This is a genomic window from Acinetobacter boissieri, assembly GCF_900096955.1.
In the GTDB taxonomy this organism is placed as follows: Bacteria; Pseudomonadota; Gammaproteobacteria; order Pseudomonadales; family Moraxellaceae; genus Acinetobacter; species Acinetobacter boissieri.
On sequence record NZ_FMYL01000010.1, the window covers coordinates 84,203 to 104,811 of the forward strand.

The window sequence follows — 20,609 nt, forward strand, 5'->3', positions numbered from 1 at the left end:
TATTAAATATTTTTTGTCTATTAATAAAGCATTTTTAATTGTTTTTAAATACAGGTTAATAAAAATATAGTGTAAAGGTGATTAAATAACAAGGTTAATAATAATGTCTAATAAAATATATGAAATAAAGCATGCTGAAGATATTACACAACTTATTTCAAAATATGCAGGCAAGGGTAAGTCAAATAAAGTGATTTGGTTAGCACTGATAGGTGTATTCATCGATGCTTATGATCTCACCACGTTATCCTTTGGGATTGAGCAAGTCATTTCAGAGTTTTCGCTTACTCCGATTATGACTGGTGTTGTGGCATCATCTATTGTATGCGGTACGATTGTAGGGAATTTGGTGGGTGGGTTTTTAACAGATAAAATTGGCCGATATCGTGTGTTTATGGCCGATATGATTTTATTTGTGATTGCTGCACTTGTTGCAGGGTTTGCTCCAAATGTTTGGGTGCTGATTGCCGCTCGCTTTGTCATGGGCATAAGCGTGGGTGTTGATTTACCTGTCGCTATGTCTTATTTGTCGGAGTTTTCCAAGTTTAGTGGAAAAAGTAATAAAGCTGCACGTTTGGCGGCGTGGTGCCCAATGTGGTATGCGGCTTCTTCGCTCTGTTTTGCTTTAGTATTGATGCTATATTTCGTTTTACCTGCAGAGTATAGCCATTGGTTATGGCGAGCTTCTTTAATTTTTGGGGCAGTACCAGCACTGCTGATTATTTTTATTCGTGGTAAGTATTTGACTGAATCACCAATTTGGTTGGCGAATCAAGGGCGTTTAAAAGAAGCAACGGATATTTTAAAAACATCTTATGATATTAATGCTGTACTGTCACCACAGGCGTTATCAAACACACCAAAAACAGAACATAAAACAGCTAAAATAGGGTTCAATATCCTGTTTAAACAGGAATATTTAGCAAGAACAATTGTCGCGATCACCATTCATATTTCAGTGGCTTTTCAATATACGACCATTGCTTTTTTTCTACCATCAATTTTAACGCGTTTTTTTCATACCACAACGTTAACAACCATTACCACAACGCTTGCACTGAATTTATTGTTTGCTTTTACTGGTGGTCTACTGGGAATTTACTTGGCCAGTCGATTTGCATCAAGACACATTCTTGTTTTGGGCTTTGTATTACAAGCGATTGCTTTAGTCGCACTCGCATGGGTCGGGCATCCGAGCAACCCCATTTTGTTGTATTTAGCCATCGGTTTACTGGGCTTATGGTTGTTTGCTGAAGGTTTTGGGCCAGGTGCACAAATGATGGTTTATCCAACCATGGCATATCCTGCTGAAATTCGTGGTATTGGTGTGGGCTTTAATCGAGCGGTGACAGGCGTTGCACAAGCGATTGCACTATTTGTATTACCTGTATGGATGACTAAATATCAAACTGATGTATTTAATATTATCGCAATTTTTGCTTTTATACCCATTGTTGTGATTGGTTTTATTATTCGATTTGAGCCTACAAAATACGATGTGGATTTAGAATTAAAATCTAATATTGATATAAATAAATTGCTTCTTAAAGATTTAAGTTAATATCTATTTATATAAGTTATTAAATAAATTATACGAATAATTCATTAGTTTAAAAATATATAAATAATCGCTTATTTTATATTTTACAAAAAATGCAATACGGTGATTAATAGACAGTAGATTTTATTTAAAAAAAGGATTCGAAATGTCAAATAATAACCGTACTGTATTGAATGTTGTTGCTGTTTCTGGTGGATTAAATACCCCATCAAAAACAGAAAGTCTTGTACAAAATATTTTAGATGAATTATCGAGTGCTATAGATATACAGGTACATTTTGTGAAGTTGAGTGAAATAGGTCCTTTACTTGGTGGTGCAATTTATCGTCATCAGCTTCCTGAACGAGTTCAACAAGACTTAGAAAAAATAGAGTCTGCAGATGCATTAATTGTAGGGACCCCAGTATATCGTGCCTCATTTACAGGGCTTTTTAAGCATTTATTTGATTTTGTAGAGCAAACGGCTTTAGTCGATGTACCTGTGTTATTGGCTGCATCTGGTGGTAGTGAACGCCATGCGTTAGTGCTTGAACATCAATTACGACCATTGTTTAGCTTCTTTCAGGCGCAAACTTTACCAATTGGTGTTTATGCAACAGATAAAGACTTTACCCCACAATACACACTGCAAAGCGAACAGTTAAAACAACGTATTACTTTGGCCGTAGCTCGTGCTTTACCCATTTTAGAGTGGGCACCTGCCAAAGGAAAACGTGTCAGTGCATTGGCACAAACATCTAAACAAGCCAATCAAAATTTAGGGATCAATACACAGATTGAGCAAGAGGGGGTATTGCCTTCAATTAGTGTACCGGACTTGAGCGTTGCCGAATCTCGCATTCATCATAAAAAACCATTTGTCGCTTAATTTTTGATGGATATGAGAGAGTAAATATATGACAACAACATCTTCCACGGCATTAAAATTTGCCTACTGGGTCCCCAATGTCAGTGGTGGGCTAGTAATCAGTAATATTGAGCAACGTACAGATTGGAGCTATGACTACAATGTTCGCTTAGCACAAACCGCTGAAAAAAATGGTTTTGACTATGCACTTACCCAAATTCGATTTACCGCAGGCTATGGTGCTGAAAACCAACATGAGTCGGTGAGTTTCAGTCATGCGTTATTGGCTAAAACTACACATTTAAAAGTGATTGCTGCCGTATTACCGGGGCCTTGGAAACCCGCTTTAGCGGCTAAGCAATTGGCCACGATTAGTCATCTGACACAGGGTAGAATCGCCATTAATGTTGTGAGTGGTTGGTTTAAAGGTGAGTTCGATGCCATAGGGGAAGAATGGCCTGAGCATGACCAGCGTTATGCTCGTTCAGAAGAGTTTATTCGGAGTATTAAAGGCATTTGGGCCACAGATCAATTTTCTTTTCAAGGCAAGTATTACCAGTTTAGTGATTACACCCTGAAACCTAAGCCTGCTGAACCGTCTACCATTGAAGTGTTTCAAGGTGGAAGCTCAAAAGCGGCTAGAGATATGGCATCACGTGTGTCCGACTGGTATTTTACCAATGGCAATACAGTCGATGAAATCAAAAAACAAATTGATGATATTCGGCACAAAGCCAAGTTGAATGGTCATCAGGTCAAAATTGGGGTCAATGCATTTATTATTGCTCGTGATACTGAAGTAGAAGCACAAGCGGTGTTAAAAGACATTATTCATTATGCCAATACTGAAGCTGTAGATGCATTTGCAGATGCAAGCAAAGAAGCAGGTGCTTCTACCAAAGAAAAAGAAGGCAATTGGGCAAACTCTACTTTTGAAGATTTTGTACAATATAATGATGGTTTTAAAACCAACTTAATTGGTACACCTCAGCAAATTGCACAGCGTATTATTGCGTTAAAAAAAGTGGGTGTTGATTTAATTTTATCTGGTTTTTTACATTTTATAGAAGAAGTTGAATATTTTGGTCAGCATGTTTTACCGCTAATCCGTGAGTTAGAAAAAAATGAGCAATGATTCGATGCTAATGAGGCGACCTATATCAATTTAAAAATATAAAAGTAAAAATAGATCACTAACATGTGGTCTATTTTTATGTCTAAATAATAGTTTTGTAAATTTCTTAAATTTTTTGTATTTAAGTATTTGATTTATATTTATAATTTTTTAATGAAATCTGGGGGCTTCATTTTTTTTAAAAAATATCCTAAGAAAAATCTTTTTTTAAGGTAGATGAATTTTCTATTTGCTACAGTTGTTGATAATAAGAATTATTCATGGCCATACGGGTATGATCAAAACCAAGCAAATACTGAGTGTTATTGTGGCAATCAGTAGTTTTTTATTCACCACACTTATGGCACATGCCGATGATCGACAAACCATAAAACTCACGTTAACTGAGCATGGGTTTATACCTAATAAAATTGTTGTGCATCAGGGGCAAAAGATTCTAATTCAAATGACCAATAACACACAAAAAGTGGCAGAACTTGAAAGTTATGACATGAAGTTTGAAAAAATTGCTACTCCACATGCCACCATTACCGTGTTTGCAGGGCCTTTAAATGTCGGAACATATACATTTTTTGATGATTACAGCTCAACGGGCATAAAAGGTAGTCTTCAAGCGACACCATGAGGGAGCGACCATGTTTGCAACACTATTAATTGTATTTCGAGAAGCATTTGAAGCAGGACTCGTCATTTCAGTCATTTTATCTGCTTGTAAGGGTATTAACATTAAATGGCAGGTACTAACAGGTATTACGCTAGGGATACTTTTTGCCTGTCTTTTGGCCGTATTTACCAACAGTATTGAAAATTTACTCTCAGGGCGTGGCTTAGAAGTTTTTAATGCAAGTTTATTGTCGCTCACAGCAGTGATGCTCATTTGGCAAATTACGTGGATGTCGACTCATGGTAGAGAACTGGCAGAAAAAAGCTCCAATCAAGCCATAGATATTATTAAAAATAAAAGTAATCACTTTTCGATCGCCATTATTGTCATGGTCGCCGTGATGCGTGAAGGATCGGAAGTGGTCATGTTTTTATACAGCATTATGGTTTCTACAGGCACAGGCATACAAAGCATTATTATTGGTGGTTTACTGGGTATTGTACTTGGAGTGATTGTATCGTGGATTACTTATAAAGGCTTGGTGCTTATTTCTATTCGAAAAATCTTTTTATATAGCAATATTTTATTGTCACTGATTGCCGCAGGTCTAGTATCGCAGGCAACAGGGCTTTTAGCATCAATCGATTTATTACCTGCTTTAGGCTACAACATTTGGGATACCTCCAAACTCCTTTCCGATAATGGCTGGTTTGGCAATATTATGCGCGCCATTTTTGGATATACCTCTACCCCCATGGGCATCCAGCTACTGTCTTGGGGAGTCACCCTGTTCGTTATTATTTCACTCACAAAAATATTTAAGAGGGCTGCTACACATGCACATTAAAACATTATTGATGGGCGTATCGCTCAGTACATTACTGTTCTCGGGCACTGTTTTTGCCAAAGAGTACCCTGTTGGTGGGCCAGTGAAAAAAGAGGGAATGGAAATAGCTTCTTCTTATTTACTGGGTATTGAAACCAGTCCTATGCCGGTGTCTATGGACATGGGAGAAGATGTGATTCATTTGGAAACAGATGTTCATGCCACAGCAGACAACAAATGGGGTTTTGCAACAGATGCATGGATTCCATATTTAAGCATTGATTATGTGGTGCAAAAAGTGGGTGACAGTAACTTCTTAGAATTTGGACAATTGATTCCAATGTCGGCTGCAGATGGTGCGCATTATGCACATAGTGTAAAAATGGCCGGACCGGGCACATATAAAGTGACGTTTAAGTACACACCACCAGATGAGATGGGCTATGAGCGTCATGTAGACAAAGCTACAGCTTTACCACAATGGTTTAAACCGTTTAAAGAAACGTTTACGTTTAAATACCCTCAGTCATAGCATGTTAAACACATAGGCCCAATGGCCTATGTGCAAACAGCGTATTTATATCTGTAAAATACGCTGTTTGACTTCATGCCATTCATCACCTAAATCGAGCTCATCTGTAATATTTAAGCTCGGGATTTTACCTTGCATACGTTGTATACGTATCTGATCGGGTAACGGCAAATCTTGAATGGCGTTAAGTGCCAATATGGCATCATCACGATTATTACAGACCAAGCCCATGTCACAGCCTGCTTCAAGTGCAGCTATAATTCGGGCGTCTGCTCCGCCTGCTACACAAGCTGCTTGCATGGTTAAATCATCTGAAAATAATACGCCTTCAAAGCCAAGCTGTTTACGTAGAATTTCTTGAATCCAATAACGAGAGAATCCTGCTGGGTTGCGGTCTACCTGTGGGTAAATGACATGTGCTGGCATCAGTGCATTCAGTGTTGGCATAAGTTCCACAAAGGTTTGCATGTCTGTATTGGCAATGTCTTGATAACTGCGGTGATCGAGTGCTGCAGCAATGTGTGAATCTGCTTTAACTGAGCCATGACCTGGAAAATGCTTGCCTGTGGTGGCCATACCTGCACGTTGCATACCTTGCATAAAAGCACGTGCTAATGCCACGACATCTTCAATATGATTAGAAAAACTACGGTCGCCAATCACATCACTAATGTTATTTAGATCAAGTACTGGAGCAAAGCTTAAATCAATGCCTACTGCTAAAACTTCCGTAGCCATGAGCCAACCACATTGTTCAGCTAAACTAAGTGCTTGTTCGGGTTGGGTTTGATATAAATGCCCAAATTGGCCCATAGCAGGGAGTTTAGTAAAGCCTTGTTTTAAGCGTTGTACTCGGCCACCTTCTTGGTCGACTGCAATCAGAATTTCTGGTCGGATTTGCCGAATATGGTCAGTGAGTGCTCTGACTTGGCGTGGAGATTCGATATTACGAGAAAATAAGATGATGCCGCCCACCTGAGGGTTTGCTAAAATCTGTATATCTTCTGTAGACAAAGCAAGACCTGCAATGTCTAGCATGAGCGCACCAATCATAGTATGTGTTCCATTTTACGCAGTATATTTTCTAGATAAGTATATTTTGCAATGATTTGCTACATTGTGTTGCTACAGAATATGATAAAACTAAAATATATAGAAGATTTAGTTTGTATTGATCAATGCAATACATAACAGCTTCACCAACTAGATTTAGTATGGTCTAGCAAAACTTAAGGAAATATAATTCGTTTATGAAACTACAAATGATTGCATGTGCTGTTGCTTTAGTGACAGGTGGACTGTTTTTTAACCATACGATGTCTGAGGCCATTGCAGCAACCAATGCAAGTGTTGACCGCCGTAGCATTGAACCAACACAAGAACAAAAATTGGTCACGCGCCAGTTGGCAACGCTCATTGACCGTCAGCACTATTTAAATATGCGCTTAGATGCAGGGACATCTCAGCGTATATTAGACATGTATTTAGATAGTCTAGACCCTGACCATACCTTGTTTTTAGCCTCTGAAGTTGAAAACTATAAAAAAACCTATGGCGATGCTTTAGGTTCTGGATTAAAAGCAGGTGATTTATCTGCAGCATATCAAATACATGCGCAGTATAGAGACCGTTTGAAAACATATTATAACTATATGTTGGCTGAGCTGAAAAAACCTCAAGACCTTGAGCAAAAATCGGTTTACTTAGATACAGACCGTGAAAAAGCGCCATATTTTGCCACAACAGCAGAACAAAAAGACTATTGGAACAAAACATTGGTTTCACAACTGATTAATTTGACCATTACCAAACAAGAAGACCTTGCCAAACAAGCAGCATTAAAAGCAGACCCAAGTTTAGCCAATGGACAAGATTTAACAGAGTCTGAAAATTTAACGCCTGCACAAACATTAACCAAACGCTATACACGTAAACTTGAGCGTATTGGTCGTTTAAAAAGCGATGATGTATTAGAAAAAATACTCAATGCCATGACATTGACCTATGATCCACACAGTAATTATTTCCCACCAATAGATGCAATGGAGTTAAATCGTCAAACGACATTGGAGTTAGAAGGGATTGGTGTGTCTATTCGTCCTGAGCGTCGTAATGAAGATTATATACGTATTGAAACGATTGTAGAGGGAAGTCCTGCCAGTAAATCAGGGCAAGTGCATCCCGGTGACCGTATTGTGGGTGTAGCACAAGACGGTAAAAAAATGGAAGATGTCGTAGGTTGGACTAGCCAAGAAATCGTAGGGCTGATTCGTGGTAAGCGAGGCACAAAAGTCATCGTTCGTTTACTGGGCTCTGGTATGCCGATGAGTCAAGCGCGTAATGTGGCTTTGGTTCGCGGTGTGATTAAAGAAGAAGATGAAGGTGTGCGTACACGTACAATAGATGTAGTACGTGATGGTCAAGCACATAAATTTGGTGTACTTGAAATTCCTTCATTTTACTTAAATTACCGTGCTCGCCGTGATGGTGCTGACTACCGATCAGTCGCACAAGACACTGCAAAAGCATTACAAAGCCTACAAGCACAACATGTAGACGGTATCATTGTTGATTTACGTAATAACCCCGGTGGTTCATTAGAAGAAGTTGCACGCATGATTGGCCAAGTGATTAAGTCTGGCCCTGTGGTACAAATTCGTGATGGCAACGGCACAGTCAATATTTTCCAAGACAACGACAACGGTGAGCAACTGTATTCAGGTCCACTTGCAGTATTAATTAATCTTGCATCTGCATCTGCAAGTGAAATTTACTCAGCAGCGATTCAAGATTATGGTCGAGGTATTGTGATTGGTAGCACCACTTTAGGTAAGGGAACAGCGCAAGTACAGTTAGACAGTTTAGCGTACGGTCAAGCAACGCTTACACAGCGTAAGTTTTACCGTATTACAGGTGGCAGTACACAAAATAAAGGCGTTGTACCAGACATTAAGTTAGTCGATATTTACAACGAGGAATTTGGCGAGCGTAAAGCTAAAAATGCTTTAAAATGGGATACGATTCCGACTGCACCATTTAAACGAGAAGGTGACTTTAAAGCGTATTTACCACAGTTAGAAAATCTATCTGCGCAACGTGTTGCCAAAGACCCGCAGTTTAATTTCTTAGAAACACGTACGAAGCTATTGAAAAAAGAAGATGACCAAAAGAAAGTGGTACTCAGCTTAACAGAGCGTCGTACAGAAATAGATAATATGGAAAAACAAACGCTTGATGCTGAAAATAAACGCCGTGAGTTGACCAATTTGAAACCGTATGCAAATTGGGAAAGTTACCAAGCATCTTTGGAAGCACAAGCAGAATCTCGCGCAAAAATGAAAGCAGGTAAGCGTCCATTATTGCCAGAAGATAAAGCTTTTGTCGATGAAGCGGCGAATGTGCTACTTGATTATGCCAATACTTCGGCGAAAAAGTAGTCACTGTATTTTAGCCATAAAAAACCCCTCATCATGAGGGGTTTTTATTTAAAAACGTTTGGGTATTTTTTGTCCATTAACGACAGGTGATTCGGCATTTTTTAGTACGCCAAACAGCCAGCTTTCAGCCAACTGTACTGCATTTTCAATGCTGTCTCCCTGAGCTAAACGACCTGCAATGAAGCTTGCTAACGAGCAACCAGAACCATGATATTCACCATCTAAGCGCGGGCATTGGGTTTCAGACACTACTTTACCAGCAACATATAAAGTATTTTTAATATAGTCTTGGGTTGGCTCATGCCCCCCTTTAACCAGTACTGCTTTTGCACCCAGATCGAATAGTTTTGCAGTAGCTTGGTTTAAGTCATCAAGCCCTGTGAGCGCACGCAATTCAATGGTGTTGGGTGTGATTATAGTTGCCAGTGGAATGAGTGCTCTAAATGCTGTCACCAATGTGGCTTGGTCACCCAATGCACCACCACTGTTGGCAACAAGTACAGGGTCAAGTACATATGCATAATCTGGGTGTTGCTGTAGAAACTCACTTAAAGCCGTAATGTTATCTGTTGTACCTAACATACCCGATTTTACACAGCGAATAGGCAAGTCTTTGACCACAGCATTGGCTTGTGCCAAAAGTAATGTTTTAGATGTTGCTTCAAAACTAAAGACTTGCTGAGAGTTCTGCACAGTAATGGCTGTACATGCGACTGCAGCATGCGCACCACTTTGCCCAATGGCTTCAATGTCTGCTTGTAACCCAGCACCACCAGAAGGGTCTAAACCTGAAAAACATAATACGGTTGAACGCACGGTTTAATCCATTATTTTTGATCTGTTAAAGGTGAGTATAACCCGAATAAAGTGATAAAATCTAAGATCATCAGAGTGATTAAACTTAAAGCATATGGCTATTTTTTTAATTCGTCATGCACAAAGTGAAGCCAATATTGATGAGCGTACTCAATCACATGCAGATATTGTTTTAACTGAGCTTGAATGGCAACAGGCACAAGCTTTAGTTGATCGTTTGCCCTGTATTCAACAGTTGATGATTTCAAAGTATATTTGCACGTCACAAACAGCTCAGGGCATTGTACAGCGTGATGATGTATCCCCTGAAATTAACTCATATATACATGAGTTTAGTTACTTATCTGCAAAAAAGTGTGAAAATACCAACATGCAAGATCGCAAAACATGTGTTGATGCGTATTGGCATCGTATGGATTACGATTACCGCTATTAAAGATGCAATAGAGGCTGAATCGTTTGAGCAGTTCTATGATCGAGTAGAGGCATTTCGGTTGCAGTTGGTACATTTAGCTCAGACAAAACCACATGACAATATTGCTGTAATTAGTCATGGGCAGTTTTTACAGTTATTTCAAATATTACATAAAAATCTACAGCCGATTACAGTACTAATGCAACAATTTAGAGAGAAAATACTCAAGCAACCGATACAAAATACTGAACTTTTTATACTGTGATATATTTTAAATCACATACAGTAGACATTAAAAAATCAAAGAGGATTTATGCAAGCCCAAGCTGTTAAACATATTTTATTAGATTTAGACGGTACCTTAACTGACCCAAAACAGGGCATACATGCATGTATTTACCATGCCATGCAAAAACAACAGCAACCGTTAGACCCTAACTTAAATATAGATTGGACCATTGGGCCACCACTAAAGCAAAGTTTTAAAATTTTATTAAATACTGAAGATGATGCTGTGGCAGATCAGGCTGTAGCGGATTATAGAGAACGTTTTTCTAGCATTGGACTGTTTGAAAATACTGTGTATGCAAGCGTGGCGGAGACCTTAGCATGGCTTCAAACACAAGGCTATGGCTTGTATTTGGCAACATCAAAGCCACATGTGTATGCAAAGCGTATTTTAGAATACTTTGATTTAGCTCAATACTTTACCCATATTTATGGCAGTGAGCTGACAGGTGAACGTACAGATAAAGCTGAACTGATCGCCTATATTTTGCAACAACAGCACTTAGATGCAAAACAGTGTTTAATGGTAGGCGACCGTAAATATGATATTCAGGGCGCACAAGAAAATCAGGTAAGATCAGTTGCTGTAACTTATGGGTATGGCACTACAGAAGAGCTACAGCAAGCTGAGCCTGATACATATATTCATGACTTTAGCCAACTAAAAGGGCTGTTGGCTTCATCTTAAAAAACCTATGAAAATATTTTGTCTATCGCATGTACAAAGTGTGGTGTTTATATTTAGTAAAATAAAACAGATGATGTGAGCTACTCAGGCTCACTGATCTGGTTCTTCTTGGTCTTTTTGAATTTTAAGTCGCTAATTAATACTCCAATAAAGACCAGTATGGCGCCAAAAACAGCATAGGTTGAAAGCCTTTCACCTGCTAGTCGACCTATTAATCCAGCCCACACAGGCTCACCTGCATAAATAATGGTTGCTCGTGCTGGCTCTACGTATTGCTGTGCCCAATTCATTACAAATTGAATGAGTGCTGTAGCCAGACCAATACCCACAATAATTGCCCAAAAATTCCATGTAGAGGGTACTACAAATTGCTCCCCTAACATTGGCATGCTGAGAAATGCGAAAAAAGATGCGCTGAGTAATTGAATGATGGTTACACGTTGAGTATTCACACGTTTAGAAAACCAACCAATTAAAATGATTTCAATAGCCACAGCAAAAGCACTGATTAATGTTAAAACTTGCCCATAGCTGAGTGATAGATTTAGGCTATGATTTCCTGTGAGTAAAACCAAGCCAATAAACGCACATAAAATACCAAGCCATGTCATTAAACGAGGCATTTTTTTAAATAAAACCCACTGAATGATGGGAACCAAAGGCACATAAAGTGCAGTAATAAAAGCAGATTCACTGCTTAAAATACTTTGTAAACCAATGGTCTGTGTGCCATAACCGATAGCAATCGTTAGACCGATCACAATGCCTGCAAAGGCATCTTGCCATGTTGTATTCTTGAGTAATTTAAAAGAAAATAACAGTAATACAAAGGCTGCTGCAGCAAAGCGACACCCTACAAAAAACATAGGGCTACTCATGGTTAGAGCCGCTTGTACGACAATAAACGTAAAGCCCCATAACAGAGTAATAAAAACTAAGGCAAGTTCAGGCCATTTAGTAAGTTGGGTAGACATAATGTGACATCAAAAATAGGTGGGTATAGTGTTCATTTATGCTTAGTATTATAAAAAGCATGTACAGCAAGGCCTAAAAGTAACCCCCAAAATGCAGCCCCAATACCTAAAAATTCAATGCCCGATGCACTAAATAAGAAAGTGACACATGCTGCTTCACGCTGTTGTGGTTGCTCAAAGGCCATAGCAATATTATGTGTGATGGTGCTGAGTAAGGCAATCCCTGCCAATGTGGTGATGAAGACACTAGGAAATGCAAGTAAGATATTGGTTAAAGAGACTGCCATCACAGCCATGAGTAAATAAAATAGTCCAGAAAAAAGCCCTGCAATATAACGTTTTTTAGGGTCTGTATGTGCTTGTTCATCTAGATTAATGGCTGCACTAATGGCGGCTAAACAGACCGAAAAAGCACCGAAAGGGGCGAGTATGGTTTGAGTTACACCTAACCAGCCTACCAACTGGTTGGTATTTGGCGTATAGCCGTAGCTCTTAATCATACCAATACTAGGTAGAAATTGAGATGATAAATTAATCACAAATAACGGCAGTGCTAAACCAAAAATACTTTGCCAAGAAAAATGGGGCTGTACCCAAATTGGTAGAGGTAAACGACCATGTATACTTGGAAATTGAAAAGATAGAAAAATAGGGCAAAATATAACTGCTAAAATAACCGTAATAACAATACTATAGCGTGGTAAATACTTTTTACTGACAAAATATACGGTCAATAAGCTTGCGACAAAACCAATGTGTTGTTGCAACTGTACAAATAAACCTAAGCCAAATTTAAGCAAAATGCCTGCAAGCATGGCACAGCTTAAACTGATTGGAATTTGTTGCACACATTTTTCAAACCAACCTGAAAAACCAATCGCTGCTGTAAGTACTCCGCAGATAATAAATGCTGCAATGGCTTCATTTAAACTATAGTGATGCCCAACTGCGATAATCAAAGCAATACCAGGGGTAGACCATGCCGTTGCTACAGGATATTTAAATCGCCATGACAAAATAAAACCTGTCAAACCCATGGCAATGCCAAGGACTAAAAACCAAGAAGAAATTTGGTCTTGAGTCGCACCTAAGGCTTGCGCACCTTGAATAATGAGTACAGCAGATACACTAATACCCACTAAAAAAGTAATGAAACCAGCAAAGGCTGCTGATATAGAAAAATCATTAAAAAATTGTTTAATCACAAGTAGCCCTATTTTTAATACTTGTTAGAGAGTGAATAATGTAACAATATATATTGAAAATATGCTTCTTATTTTGGGCTATTAGGTGGTTATTTATTTCTTATTTTAATTTTATAATAAAATAATGTAATCTAAAAATGATTGAAAATGGAATAATATTTTGTCTGATAAAATTGATAAAAAACTTACCGCAATAGACCTTAAAATTATGCGGGCATTACAAAAAAATGGCCGTTTAAGTAATGCAGAATTGGCTAAATCTGTAGCCATGAGTACAACAGCATGTTGGAAACATACCCAACATTTATTTAAAATTGGGGCAATAAAAAAAGTGCAAGCAATTATTGACCCTAACATGGTTGATAAAGCGACCATTGTTTTGGTTGGTGTTGTGCTTGATCGTTCTACACCAGAAAGTTTTGCCGCTTTTGAACAAACATCACACCAGTTAGATGCAGTATTAGAATGTTATCTTGTGGCAGGTGAAGTCGATTATTTTCTAAAAGTAAGAGTGAAAGACTTGGCTGCATTTAATCAGTTTCATCAAGAGCAAATTATTTCCTTGCCTGGGGTGAGGCAAGTCAGAACATTTTTTGTATTAAATGATGTTAAAACAGATGGAATGTTAATATTTTAAGGCATCTTAAAAAGTAAAACCTCAGTTAAAACTGAGGTTTTACAACAACTAAAATAATGACTGCTACTAGAATGACTGTAGGTAATTCATTAAACATACGCCAAAATTTATGGGTTTTATAATGCGGATTTTCTATGAGCTTTTTACGATAATAGCCACACACAAAATGGTAAATCACCAACAAACCAACTAAGCCGACTTTTAAATAAAACCAAAGCGCTTGGTGATAATGTTGCGTTGCATCTCCCCAGTCGACTAAAAAATGGGCGGTAATCAGGGTTGCAATCATAGCAGGCCACATAATACCGCGGTAAAGCTTACGTTCCATGACTTCAAAGCGGTTATAGCTGGTCTGATCATTACTCATTGCATGATAAACATACAAACGAGGTAAATAAAACAGTGCAGCAAACCAACATACAATAGCTATAACGTGTAGCGCTTTTACCCATAAAAAAGCTTCTGAGGGAGGGGGAGCATACATGAGCGATCCTATTTTAAATTAGCTTGCCCATTTTTTGAAAACTAGACAAGCATTTACACCACCAAAACCAAAACTGTTGCTCATGACAGTATTCAATGTTGCATCACGTTTTTCAAGTACTATATCAAAACCTGCTGTGCCTTCATCAAGCTCAGTCACGTTAATGTTTGGTGCAATAAAGCTGTTTTGCATCATGAGTACAGAATAAATTGCTTCTTGTACACCAGCAGCACCCAAACTATGACCCGTCATTGATTTTGTTGAACTTACAGGTGGAACTTGACCGTCGCCAAAAGCACGTGCCATCGCTTTAAGTTCAGTCACATCGCCTGCAGGTGTTGATGTACCATGTGAGTTCACATAGTCAATCTTCTCTACGCCGTGTTGTTTTGCTTCGTCAAGTGCAAGTAATATGCAACGTGTTGCACCTTCACCGCTTGGCGCAACCATATCAGCGCCATCACTGTTTGCGCCATAGCCTACAATTTCAGCTAAAATATGTGCACCACGTGCTTGGGCATGTTCTAAAGATTCAAGTACTAAGAAACCACCACCACCAGCAATCACAAAGCCTGCACGGTCTTTAGAGTAAGGGCGAGAAGCAGACTCAGGTGTATCATTATATTTATCACTTAAAGCCCCCATCGCATCAAACAATACACTTTGCGACCAATGGTCTTCTTCACCACCACCTGCAAGCATTAAATCTTGTTTACCCAGCTGAATAAGGTTGTAAGCATAACCAATGGCATCGGCAGAAGTTGCACATGCACTAGCAACAGAGTGCGCCACGCCTTGTAGTTTAAATGCTGTACCTAAGTTGGCAGTAATGGTGTTGGTCATATTGCGTGGTACAAAGAATGGCCCAATTTTACGTGCGCCTTTGGTTTCTAAAATTTCATTCATTTCAACGACAGATGCTGTTGAACCACCGCCTGAACCACCTGCAATGCCGTAACGAGGGTTATTGCCCAAATCTGCAACCTCAAGGCCTGCTTGCTTGAGCGCATCTAATGCTGAATTGTAAGCATACATTGCACATACGCCCATAAAACGTTTTGTTTTACGGTCAATATGGTCAAACTCTTGTTTTGCCTGTGCACTGACATGGCTTTTAAAGTTAAGCTCTACATGAACTGGGTTTAATGACGTCCCTGAAATACCATTTTTTAAAGATTCAGTCACTTGTTCTAATGTATTGCCAATACATGAGTTAATACCCATACCAGTAATTACGACACGTTTCATGAAGTGATCCTTATGTTTTTCATCATCATCGTAAGTCATCGCATCATTTTTAAACTTGAGCGATACCTACACATATTTTGTATGAACTCATCATAACAGAAAGCTTTTTTAAATCTTATGGCAAATCATATACCTATTTGCATAAAAATAGACTCACTGTGTGATGCGGTAGTATTTATGTAAAAGATATAGATTCAAGTTGAGATAAATGTACAGTGATTCTAATATTTATGTGTTATTTAATAAAAATCATGGAGTGAATTTGATGCAGTATCAAACCGATGAACCTGCTAAAACGAAAGCAAGTCAAGTGTTGAGAGTGGCTAAAACGCTCAAAGGCTATGGTTTAGTACAATTCAAGCGTTGGGAGCAAAAGAGTAAAGTACAACATTACTATCCTTTAAATGGCCAGTCTGTGATAGAAGGGCATGCGACAGACAAAACGTATGCCAACATGCAAAATGTGATGCGTCATTATGTTCCTAATTTGTCACAACAGCTTTTGGGTGGTCGTTTCGGTCAAGTCACTCGTGCAGTCGGGTTTTTATCGCCAATTGGCTTAGATCAAGTTGCTGATTACTTATTTATGCAACTAAACAGTTATGCAATTGGGCTGACTAAAGTACAAAACATTCTTCGTGAATCAGGGGTAAATAATTTACAAGAGTTAGCTACCGACCCTGTGCATTCTGGCCGAATTGCTCAAGCATTCACAGAACAAAGTAAATGGTTTACAGCTATACAGGGTGGAGTTACTGCTGTTTTTGGTACAGTAGGTGCAGTTGCAGACCTGCCTTTAACGTTACTTTTTGCACTAAAAACAGTCTATCAGACAGGTTATGCTTATGGTTTTGAACTCAAAGACGATGAAGAAACCCTTTTGGCACTTATTTTTGAACACATAGAGTTTGATCAAATTGCCCAAAAGCAAGCGATTTTACTGGCGATACGTTCAATTTCTCGTGTATTTGAAAATCATGACTTTGACGGTTTGCAGCAGTTTTTAGGCTCAAGTAATGACTTTACATGGTTTGCAGAATTTATAAAAAGCCAGCAAGACGAAGCGCATTGGTCGTGGTTAATGCAATTGCCTGCACTGGGTTGGTTAAGTAAATTAACACCTTTGGCAACTGTTGGTATAAGTGCTTTTTATAATTGGAAATTTATTGAACATGTTGGCGAAAAAGCACGCCATGTCTTTGACGTAACCAGAACCTATCAATTACAACACCATGCTGAAAATTTAACGCCTTTACAAGCATATAATGCAGCCCAAGCCCAAGAAAACCCCACACACAATACGGTGAATTAAAAAATATAATACAGGTGATATGGTATTTATTTTCCCCCTTGATTGATTAAATCGCTTAACGATACGCTGATATTGACGGTGGCACTATTTTTGAATACAATTATGTGCCCTCAAAAGTGCTAAATTTTCTTTTTTGGGTTTTTAATTAACGGGAGAATTGCCATATGGCAACAACGAATCAATTGATCCGTAAGGGTCGTACAACTTTGGTTGAAAAATCCAAAGTTCCTGCGTTGAAGGCTTGTCCACAACGCCGTGGTGTATGTACACGTGTATATACAACTACACCTAAAAAACCAAACTCAGCAATGCGTAAGGTTTGTCGTGTTCGCTTAACTTCAGGTTTTGAAGTATCAAGCTATATCGGTGGTGAAGGCCATAACCTACAAGAGCACAGTGTTGTTCTTATCCGTGGTGGTCGTGTTAAAGATTTACCAGGTGTACGTTACCACACCGTTCGTGGTTCATTAGACTGTGCTGGCGTTAAAGATCGTAACCAAAGCCGTTCTAAATATGGTACTAAGCGTCCTAAGAAGTAATTTAGGCGTTAAAACCAAAAAATCCTTTAGCGTTTCGCTGGTTTAACTTCATTTAATTGAAAAAACAAGCGACGTATAGTAAGGCCAGCGTAAAGTACATGACACTTTGTACACACTGCTGGATTATCCTGAAGTGTCATAAATTAGGTGTATTAACATGCCAAGACGTCGCGTAGTCGCTGCCCGTGAAATCCTTCCGGATCCTAAGTTCGGTAGCCAAACAATCGCTAAATTCATGAACCACGTTATGCAAGATGGTAAAAAATCAATTGCAGAAAGCATTGTTTACGGTGCTTTAGAACGTGTTCAAGAAAAAAACAAAGTAGACCCAGCTGAATTTTTCGAGACAACGCTTGAAAAAGTTCGTCCAATGGTTGAAGTAAAAGCTCGCCGTGTTGGTGGTGCTACATACCAAGTACCTATGGAAGTGCGCCCATCCCGTCGTACTGCCTTAGCAATGCGTTGGTTAGTAGACGCTGCTGTAAAGCGTTCTGAAAAAACTATGGCTTTACGTCTTGCTGGTGAGTTGCTAGATGCAGCAGAAGGCAAAGGTTCTGCGATTAAAAAACGTGAAGACGTACATCGTATGGCTGAAGCGAACAAAGCCTTCTCTCATTACCGTTTCTAAGCGGATAAAACAGGCTGTCATAAAAATAGTGTAAAAGATACTTGTATTTTTTGCATTTGAACGCATTAAGTCATTAGACTTAATGCGTCCTGTTTTATAAATAACATTAGGAATGTAAGACACCATGGCTCGTCAAACCCCTATTTCTCAATACCGTAATATCGGTATTTCTGCACATATTGATGCAGGTAAAACGACAACTACAGAACGTATCTTGTACTACACAGGTGTATCTCACAAAATTGGTGAAGTACATGATGGTGCAGCGACAATGGACTGGATGGAACAAGAGCAAGAACGTGGTATTACTATCACTTCAGCTGCAACGACTTGTTTCTGGTCTGGTATGGCGGATCAATTCAAGCAACACCGTATCAACGTAATTGATACTCCAGGACACGTAGACTTCACAATTGAAGTTGAACGTTCTATGCGTGTTCTTGATGGTGCGTGCATGGTTTACTGTGCAGTTGGTGGTGTACAGCCTCAGTCTGAGACAGTATGGCGTCAAGCAAATAAATATAAAGTACCTCGTTTAGCATTCGTGAACAAGATGGACCGTACAGGTGCAAACTTCTTCCGTGTTGTTGAACAAATGAAAAAACGTCTTGGTGCAAATCCTGTACCAATCGTTGTACCAATTGGTGCTGAAGATACCTTTACAGGTGTTGTTGACTTACTCGAAATGAAAGCGATTATCTGGGATGAAGCATCTCAAGGTATGAAATTCGATCTAGGTGAAATTCCTGCTGACCTTGTTGCAACTGCTGAAGAATGGCGTGTCAACATGGTGGAAGCAGCAGCTGAAGCTTCAGAAGCATTAATGGACAAATACCTTGAAGAAGGTGATCTTTCTAAAGAAGAGATCATGCAAGGTTTACGTGCACGTACTTTAGCGTCTGAAATTCAAGTAATGTTGTGTGGTTCTGCATTCAAAAACAAAGGTGTTCAACGTATGTTGGATGCGGTTATTGAATACTTGCCGTCTCCTACAGAGGTTCAAGCAATCCGTGGTGTTCTAGACGACAAAGCGGAAACTGAAGCAACACGTGAAGCATCTGATGAAGCGCCGTTCTCTGCACTTGCATTCAAAATTATGAATGACAAATTTGTAGGTAACTTAACGTTTATTCGTGTTTACTCAGGTGTGTTAAAGCAAGGTGACCCAGTATTTAACCCTGTTAAATCTAAGCGTGAGCGTGTAGGTCGTATTGTTCAGATGCATGCTGCAGATCGTCAAGATTTAGATGAAATTCGTGCGGGTGATATTGCTGCTTGTGTTGGTCTAAAAGACGTAACAACAGGTGATACACTGTGTGATGAGAAAAACATCATTACGCTTGAGCGTATGGAATTCCCTGATCCAGTAATTGCTTTGGCAGTAGAGCCAAAAACAAAAGCGGACCAAGAGAAAATGTCTATCGCTTTAGGCCGTCTAGCTAAAGAAGATCCTTCATTCCGTGTTCGTACTGATGAAGAATCAGGTCAAACAATTATTGCTGGTATGGGTGAGCTTCACTTAGACATTATTGTTGACCGTATGAAGCGTGAATTCGGTGTTGAAGCAAATATTGGTAAACCAATGGTTGCTTACCGTGAAACAATTCGTAAAACAGTTGAACAAGAAGGTAAGTTTGTTCGCCAAACAGGTGGTAAAGGTAAGTTTGGTCATGTTTATGTGCGTTTAGAGCCTATGGGCGCTGAAAGCGAAAAAGAATACGAATTCGTTGAAGAAGTTGTTGGTGGTGTTGTACCTAAAGAATTCTTCGGTGCTGTTGATAAAGGTATTCAACAACGTATGAAGAATGGTGTCCTTGCTGGTTACCCAGTTGTAGGCATTAAAGCAACATTATTTGATGGTTCTTACCATGATGTCGATTCTGACGAATTATCGTTCAAAATGGCGGGTTCTTACGCATTCCGTGACGGTTTCATGAAAGCAGATCCTGTTCTTCTTGAACCAGTAATGAAAGTCGAAGTAGAGACGCCTGAAGACTACATGGGCGATATCATGGGTGACTTAAACCGTCGTCGTGGTATGGTTCAAGGTATGGACGATTTACCTGGTGGTACTAAGTCTATCCGTGCAGAAGTTCCGCTTGCTGAGATGTTTGGTTACGCAACACATATGCGTTCTATGTCTCAAGGCCGTGCAACTTACTCTATGGAATTTGCAAAATATGCTGAAACTCCACGTAATGTGGCTGAAGGCATCATTACTAAGTTCCAAACTGGTAAAAAAGGTGACGACGAGTAATCTTTAGATTACTATATTGTCGATACAAATTATTAAGTTAAAAACCTATTGCTCATGAGTTACCCCTCATGAGCATGAATAAAGGAAGATCATCATGGCTAAGGCTAAGTTTGAACGTAATAAGCCACACGTAAACGTGGGAACAATTGGTCACGTTGACCATGGTAAAACAACGC

Annotated in this window: 19 protein-coding genes and 2 pseudogenes; 15 read left to right on the forward strand and 6 right to left on the reverse strand. The window is 39.1% G+C overall.

Annotated features, from left to right (window positions below):
• Positions 1–103: 103 nt before the first annotated feature.
• From BLS38_RS10775 to BLS38_RS10800, 6 genes are all read left to right on the forward strand, one after another.
• Positions 104–1,561 carry an MFS transporter gene (locus BLS38_RS10775; protein WP_092749472.1) on the forward strand — a complete coding sequence of 486 codons (1,458 nt, stop codon included), beginning with the start codon at positions 104–106 and terminating at the stop codon, positions 1,559–1,561.
• A gap of 145 nt (positions 1,562–1,706) precedes the next feature.
• Positions 1,707–2,429 carry an FMN reductase gene (gene msuE / locus BLS38_RS10780; RefSeq protein WP_092749474.1) on the forward strand — a complete coding sequence of 241 codons (723 nt, stop codon included), beginning with the start codon at positions 1,707–1,709 and terminating at the stop codon, positions 2,427–2,429.
• A gap of 28 nt (positions 2,430–2,457) precedes the next feature.
• Positions 2,458–3,543 (forward strand): dimethylsulfone monooxygenase SfnG, encoded by a 1,086-nt coding sequence (gene sfnG, locus BLS38_RS10785; RefSeq protein ID WP_092749476.1) that lies wholly within the window; start codon positions 2,458–2,460, stop codon positions 3,541–3,543.
• A gap of 274 nt (positions 3,544–3,817) precedes the next feature.
• On the forward strand, positions 3,818–4,168 hold the full coding sequence (locus tag BLS38_RS10790) for a cupredoxin domain-containing protein (RefSeq protein WP_092749478.1): 351 nt from the start codon (positions 3,818–3,820) through the stop codon (positions 4,166–4,168).
• A gap of 10 nt (positions 4,169–4,178) precedes the next feature.
• Positions 4,179–4,994, forward strand: coding sequence for an FTR1 family iron permease (locus tag BLS38_RS10795; RefSeq protein WP_092749480.1), 816 nt, complete (start codon positions 4,179–4,181; stop codon positions 4,992–4,994).
• Positions 4,984–5,505: an iron transporter gene (locus tag BLS38_RS10800; RefSeq protein ID WP_092749482.1), complete on the forward strand. Its 522-nt coding sequence runs from the start codon at positions 4,984–4,986 to the stop codon at positions 5,503–5,505. Before BLS38_RS10795 ends, BLS38_RS10800 begins: the two co-directional genes overlap by 11 nt.
• A 45-nt stretch (positions 5,506–5,550) precedes the next feature.
• Here BLS38_RS10800 and nagZ read toward each other — a convergent pair whose 3' ends face one another.
• Positions 5,551–6,558, reverse strand: coding sequence for a beta-N-acetylhexosaminidase (gene nagZ / locus BLS38_RS10805; RefSeq protein ID WP_092749484.1), 1,008 nt, complete (start codon positions 6,556–6,558; stop codon positions 5,551–5,553).
• Positions 6,559–6,755: 197 nt separating this feature from the next.
• Here nagZ and BLS38_RS10810 point away from each other — a divergent pair, with 197 nt between their 5' ends.
• Positions 6,756–8,942 carry a carboxy terminal-processing peptidase gene (locus BLS38_RS10810; protein WP_092749486.1) on the forward strand — a complete coding sequence of 729 codons (2,187 nt, stop codon included), beginning with the start codon at positions 6,756–6,758 and terminating at the stop codon, positions 8,940–8,942.
• A gap of 48 nt (positions 8,943–8,990) precedes the next feature.
• Here the strand turns inward: BLS38_RS10810 and BLS38_RS10815 are convergent, their stop codons facing one another.
• On the reverse strand, positions 8,991–9,758 hold the full coding sequence (locus BLS38_RS10815; protein ID WP_092749488.1) for a hydroxymethylpyrimidine/phosphomethylpyrimidine kinase: 768 nt from the start codon (positions 9,756–9,758) through the stop codon (positions 8,991–8,993).
• A gap of 94 nt (positions 9,759–9,852) precedes the next feature.
• Between BLS38_RS10815 and BLS38_RS10820 the strand changes: the two are divergent.
• Positions 9,853–10,438, forward strand: a pseudogene (locus tag BLS38_RS10820) (histidine phosphatase family protein).
• Positions 10,439–10,486: 48 nt separating this feature from the next.
• Positions 10,487–11,149, forward strand: a complete 663-nt coding sequence (locus BLS38_RS10825) for an HAD-IA family hydrolase (RefSeq protein ID WP_092749490.1) — start codon at positions 10,487–10,489, stop codon at positions 11,147–11,149.
• 80 nt (positions 11,150–11,229) lie between these two features.
• Here the strand turns inward: BLS38_RS10825 and BLS38_RS10830 are convergent, their stop codons facing one another.
• Complete coding sequence (locus BLS38_RS10830) at positions 11,230–12,123, reverse strand: DMT family transporter (protein WP_092749492.1); 894 nt, start codon at positions 12,121–12,123, stop codon at positions 11,230–11,232.
• Positions 12,124–12,155: 32 nt separating this feature from the next.
• A complete protein-coding gene (locus tag BLS38_RS10835) occupies positions 12,156–13,325 on the reverse strand; it encodes a benzoate/H(+) symporter BenE family transporter (protein ID WP_092749510.1) in 1,170 nt (389 codons plus the stop codon).
• Between the two features lie 175 nt (positions 13,326–13,500).
• Here BLS38_RS10835 and BLS38_RS10840 point away from each other — a divergent pair, with 175 nt between their 5' ends.
• Positions 13,501–13,965 (forward strand): Lrp/AsnC family transcriptional regulator, encoded by a 465-nt coding sequence (locus BLS38_RS10840; protein WP_425283483.1) that lies wholly within the window; start codon positions 13,501–13,503, stop codon positions 13,963–13,965.
• A 25-nt stretch (positions 13,966–13,990) separates the two neighbouring features.
• On the opposite strand, the gene hemJ is transcribed toward BLS38_RS10840, so the two are convergent.
• The gene (hemJ, locus tag BLS38_RS10845; RefSeq protein WP_092749494.1) at positions 13,991–14,449 is read right to left on the reverse strand and encodes a protoporphyrinogen oxidase HemJ; all 459 of its coding nucleotides are present in this window, start codon (positions 14,447–14,449) and stop codon (positions 13,991–13,993) included.
• Between the two features lie 18 nt (positions 14,450–14,467).
• A complete protein-coding gene (locus tag BLS38_RS10850) occupies positions 14,468–15,697 on the reverse strand; it encodes a beta-ketoacyl-ACP synthase II (RefSeq protein WP_092749496.1) in 1,230 nt (409 codons plus the stop codon).
• 265 nt (positions 15,698–15,962) lie between these two features.
• Between BLS38_RS10850 and BLS38_RS10855 the strand changes: the two genes are divergently transcribed.
• From BLS38_RS10855 to BLS38_RS10875, 5 genes and pseudogenes are all read left to right on the forward strand, one after another.
• Positions 15,963–17,009 carry an EcsC family protein gene (locus BLS38_RS10855; RefSeq protein WP_171258575.1) on the forward strand — a complete coding sequence of 349 codons (1,047 nt, stop codon included), beginning with the start codon at positions 15,963–15,965 and terminating at the stop codon, positions 17,007–17,009.
• 164 nt (positions 17,010–17,173) lie between these two features.
• Entirely contained in the window at positions 17,174–17,548 is a 375-nt protein-coding gene (gene rpsL, locus BLS38_RS10860; protein ID WP_002050319.1) for a 30S ribosomal protein S12, read from the forward strand.
• 157 nt (positions 17,549–17,705) lie between these two features.
• Positions 17,706–18,176 (forward strand): 30S ribosomal protein S7, encoded by a 471-nt coding sequence (rpsG, locus tag BLS38_RS10865; protein WP_092749500.1) that lies wholly within the window; start codon positions 17,706–17,708, stop codon positions 18,174–18,176.
• 124 nt (positions 18,177–18,300) lie between these two features.
• Positions 18,301–20,433, forward strand: a complete 2,133-nt coding sequence (gene fusA, locus BLS38_RS10870) for an elongation factor G (RefSeq protein WP_092749502.1) — start codon at positions 18,301–18,303, stop codon at positions 20,431–20,433.
• Between the two features lie 94 nt (positions 20,434–20,527).
• A pseudogene (locus tag BLS38_RS10875) lies at positions 20,528–20,609 on the forward strand (hypothetical protein); the annotation flags it as partial.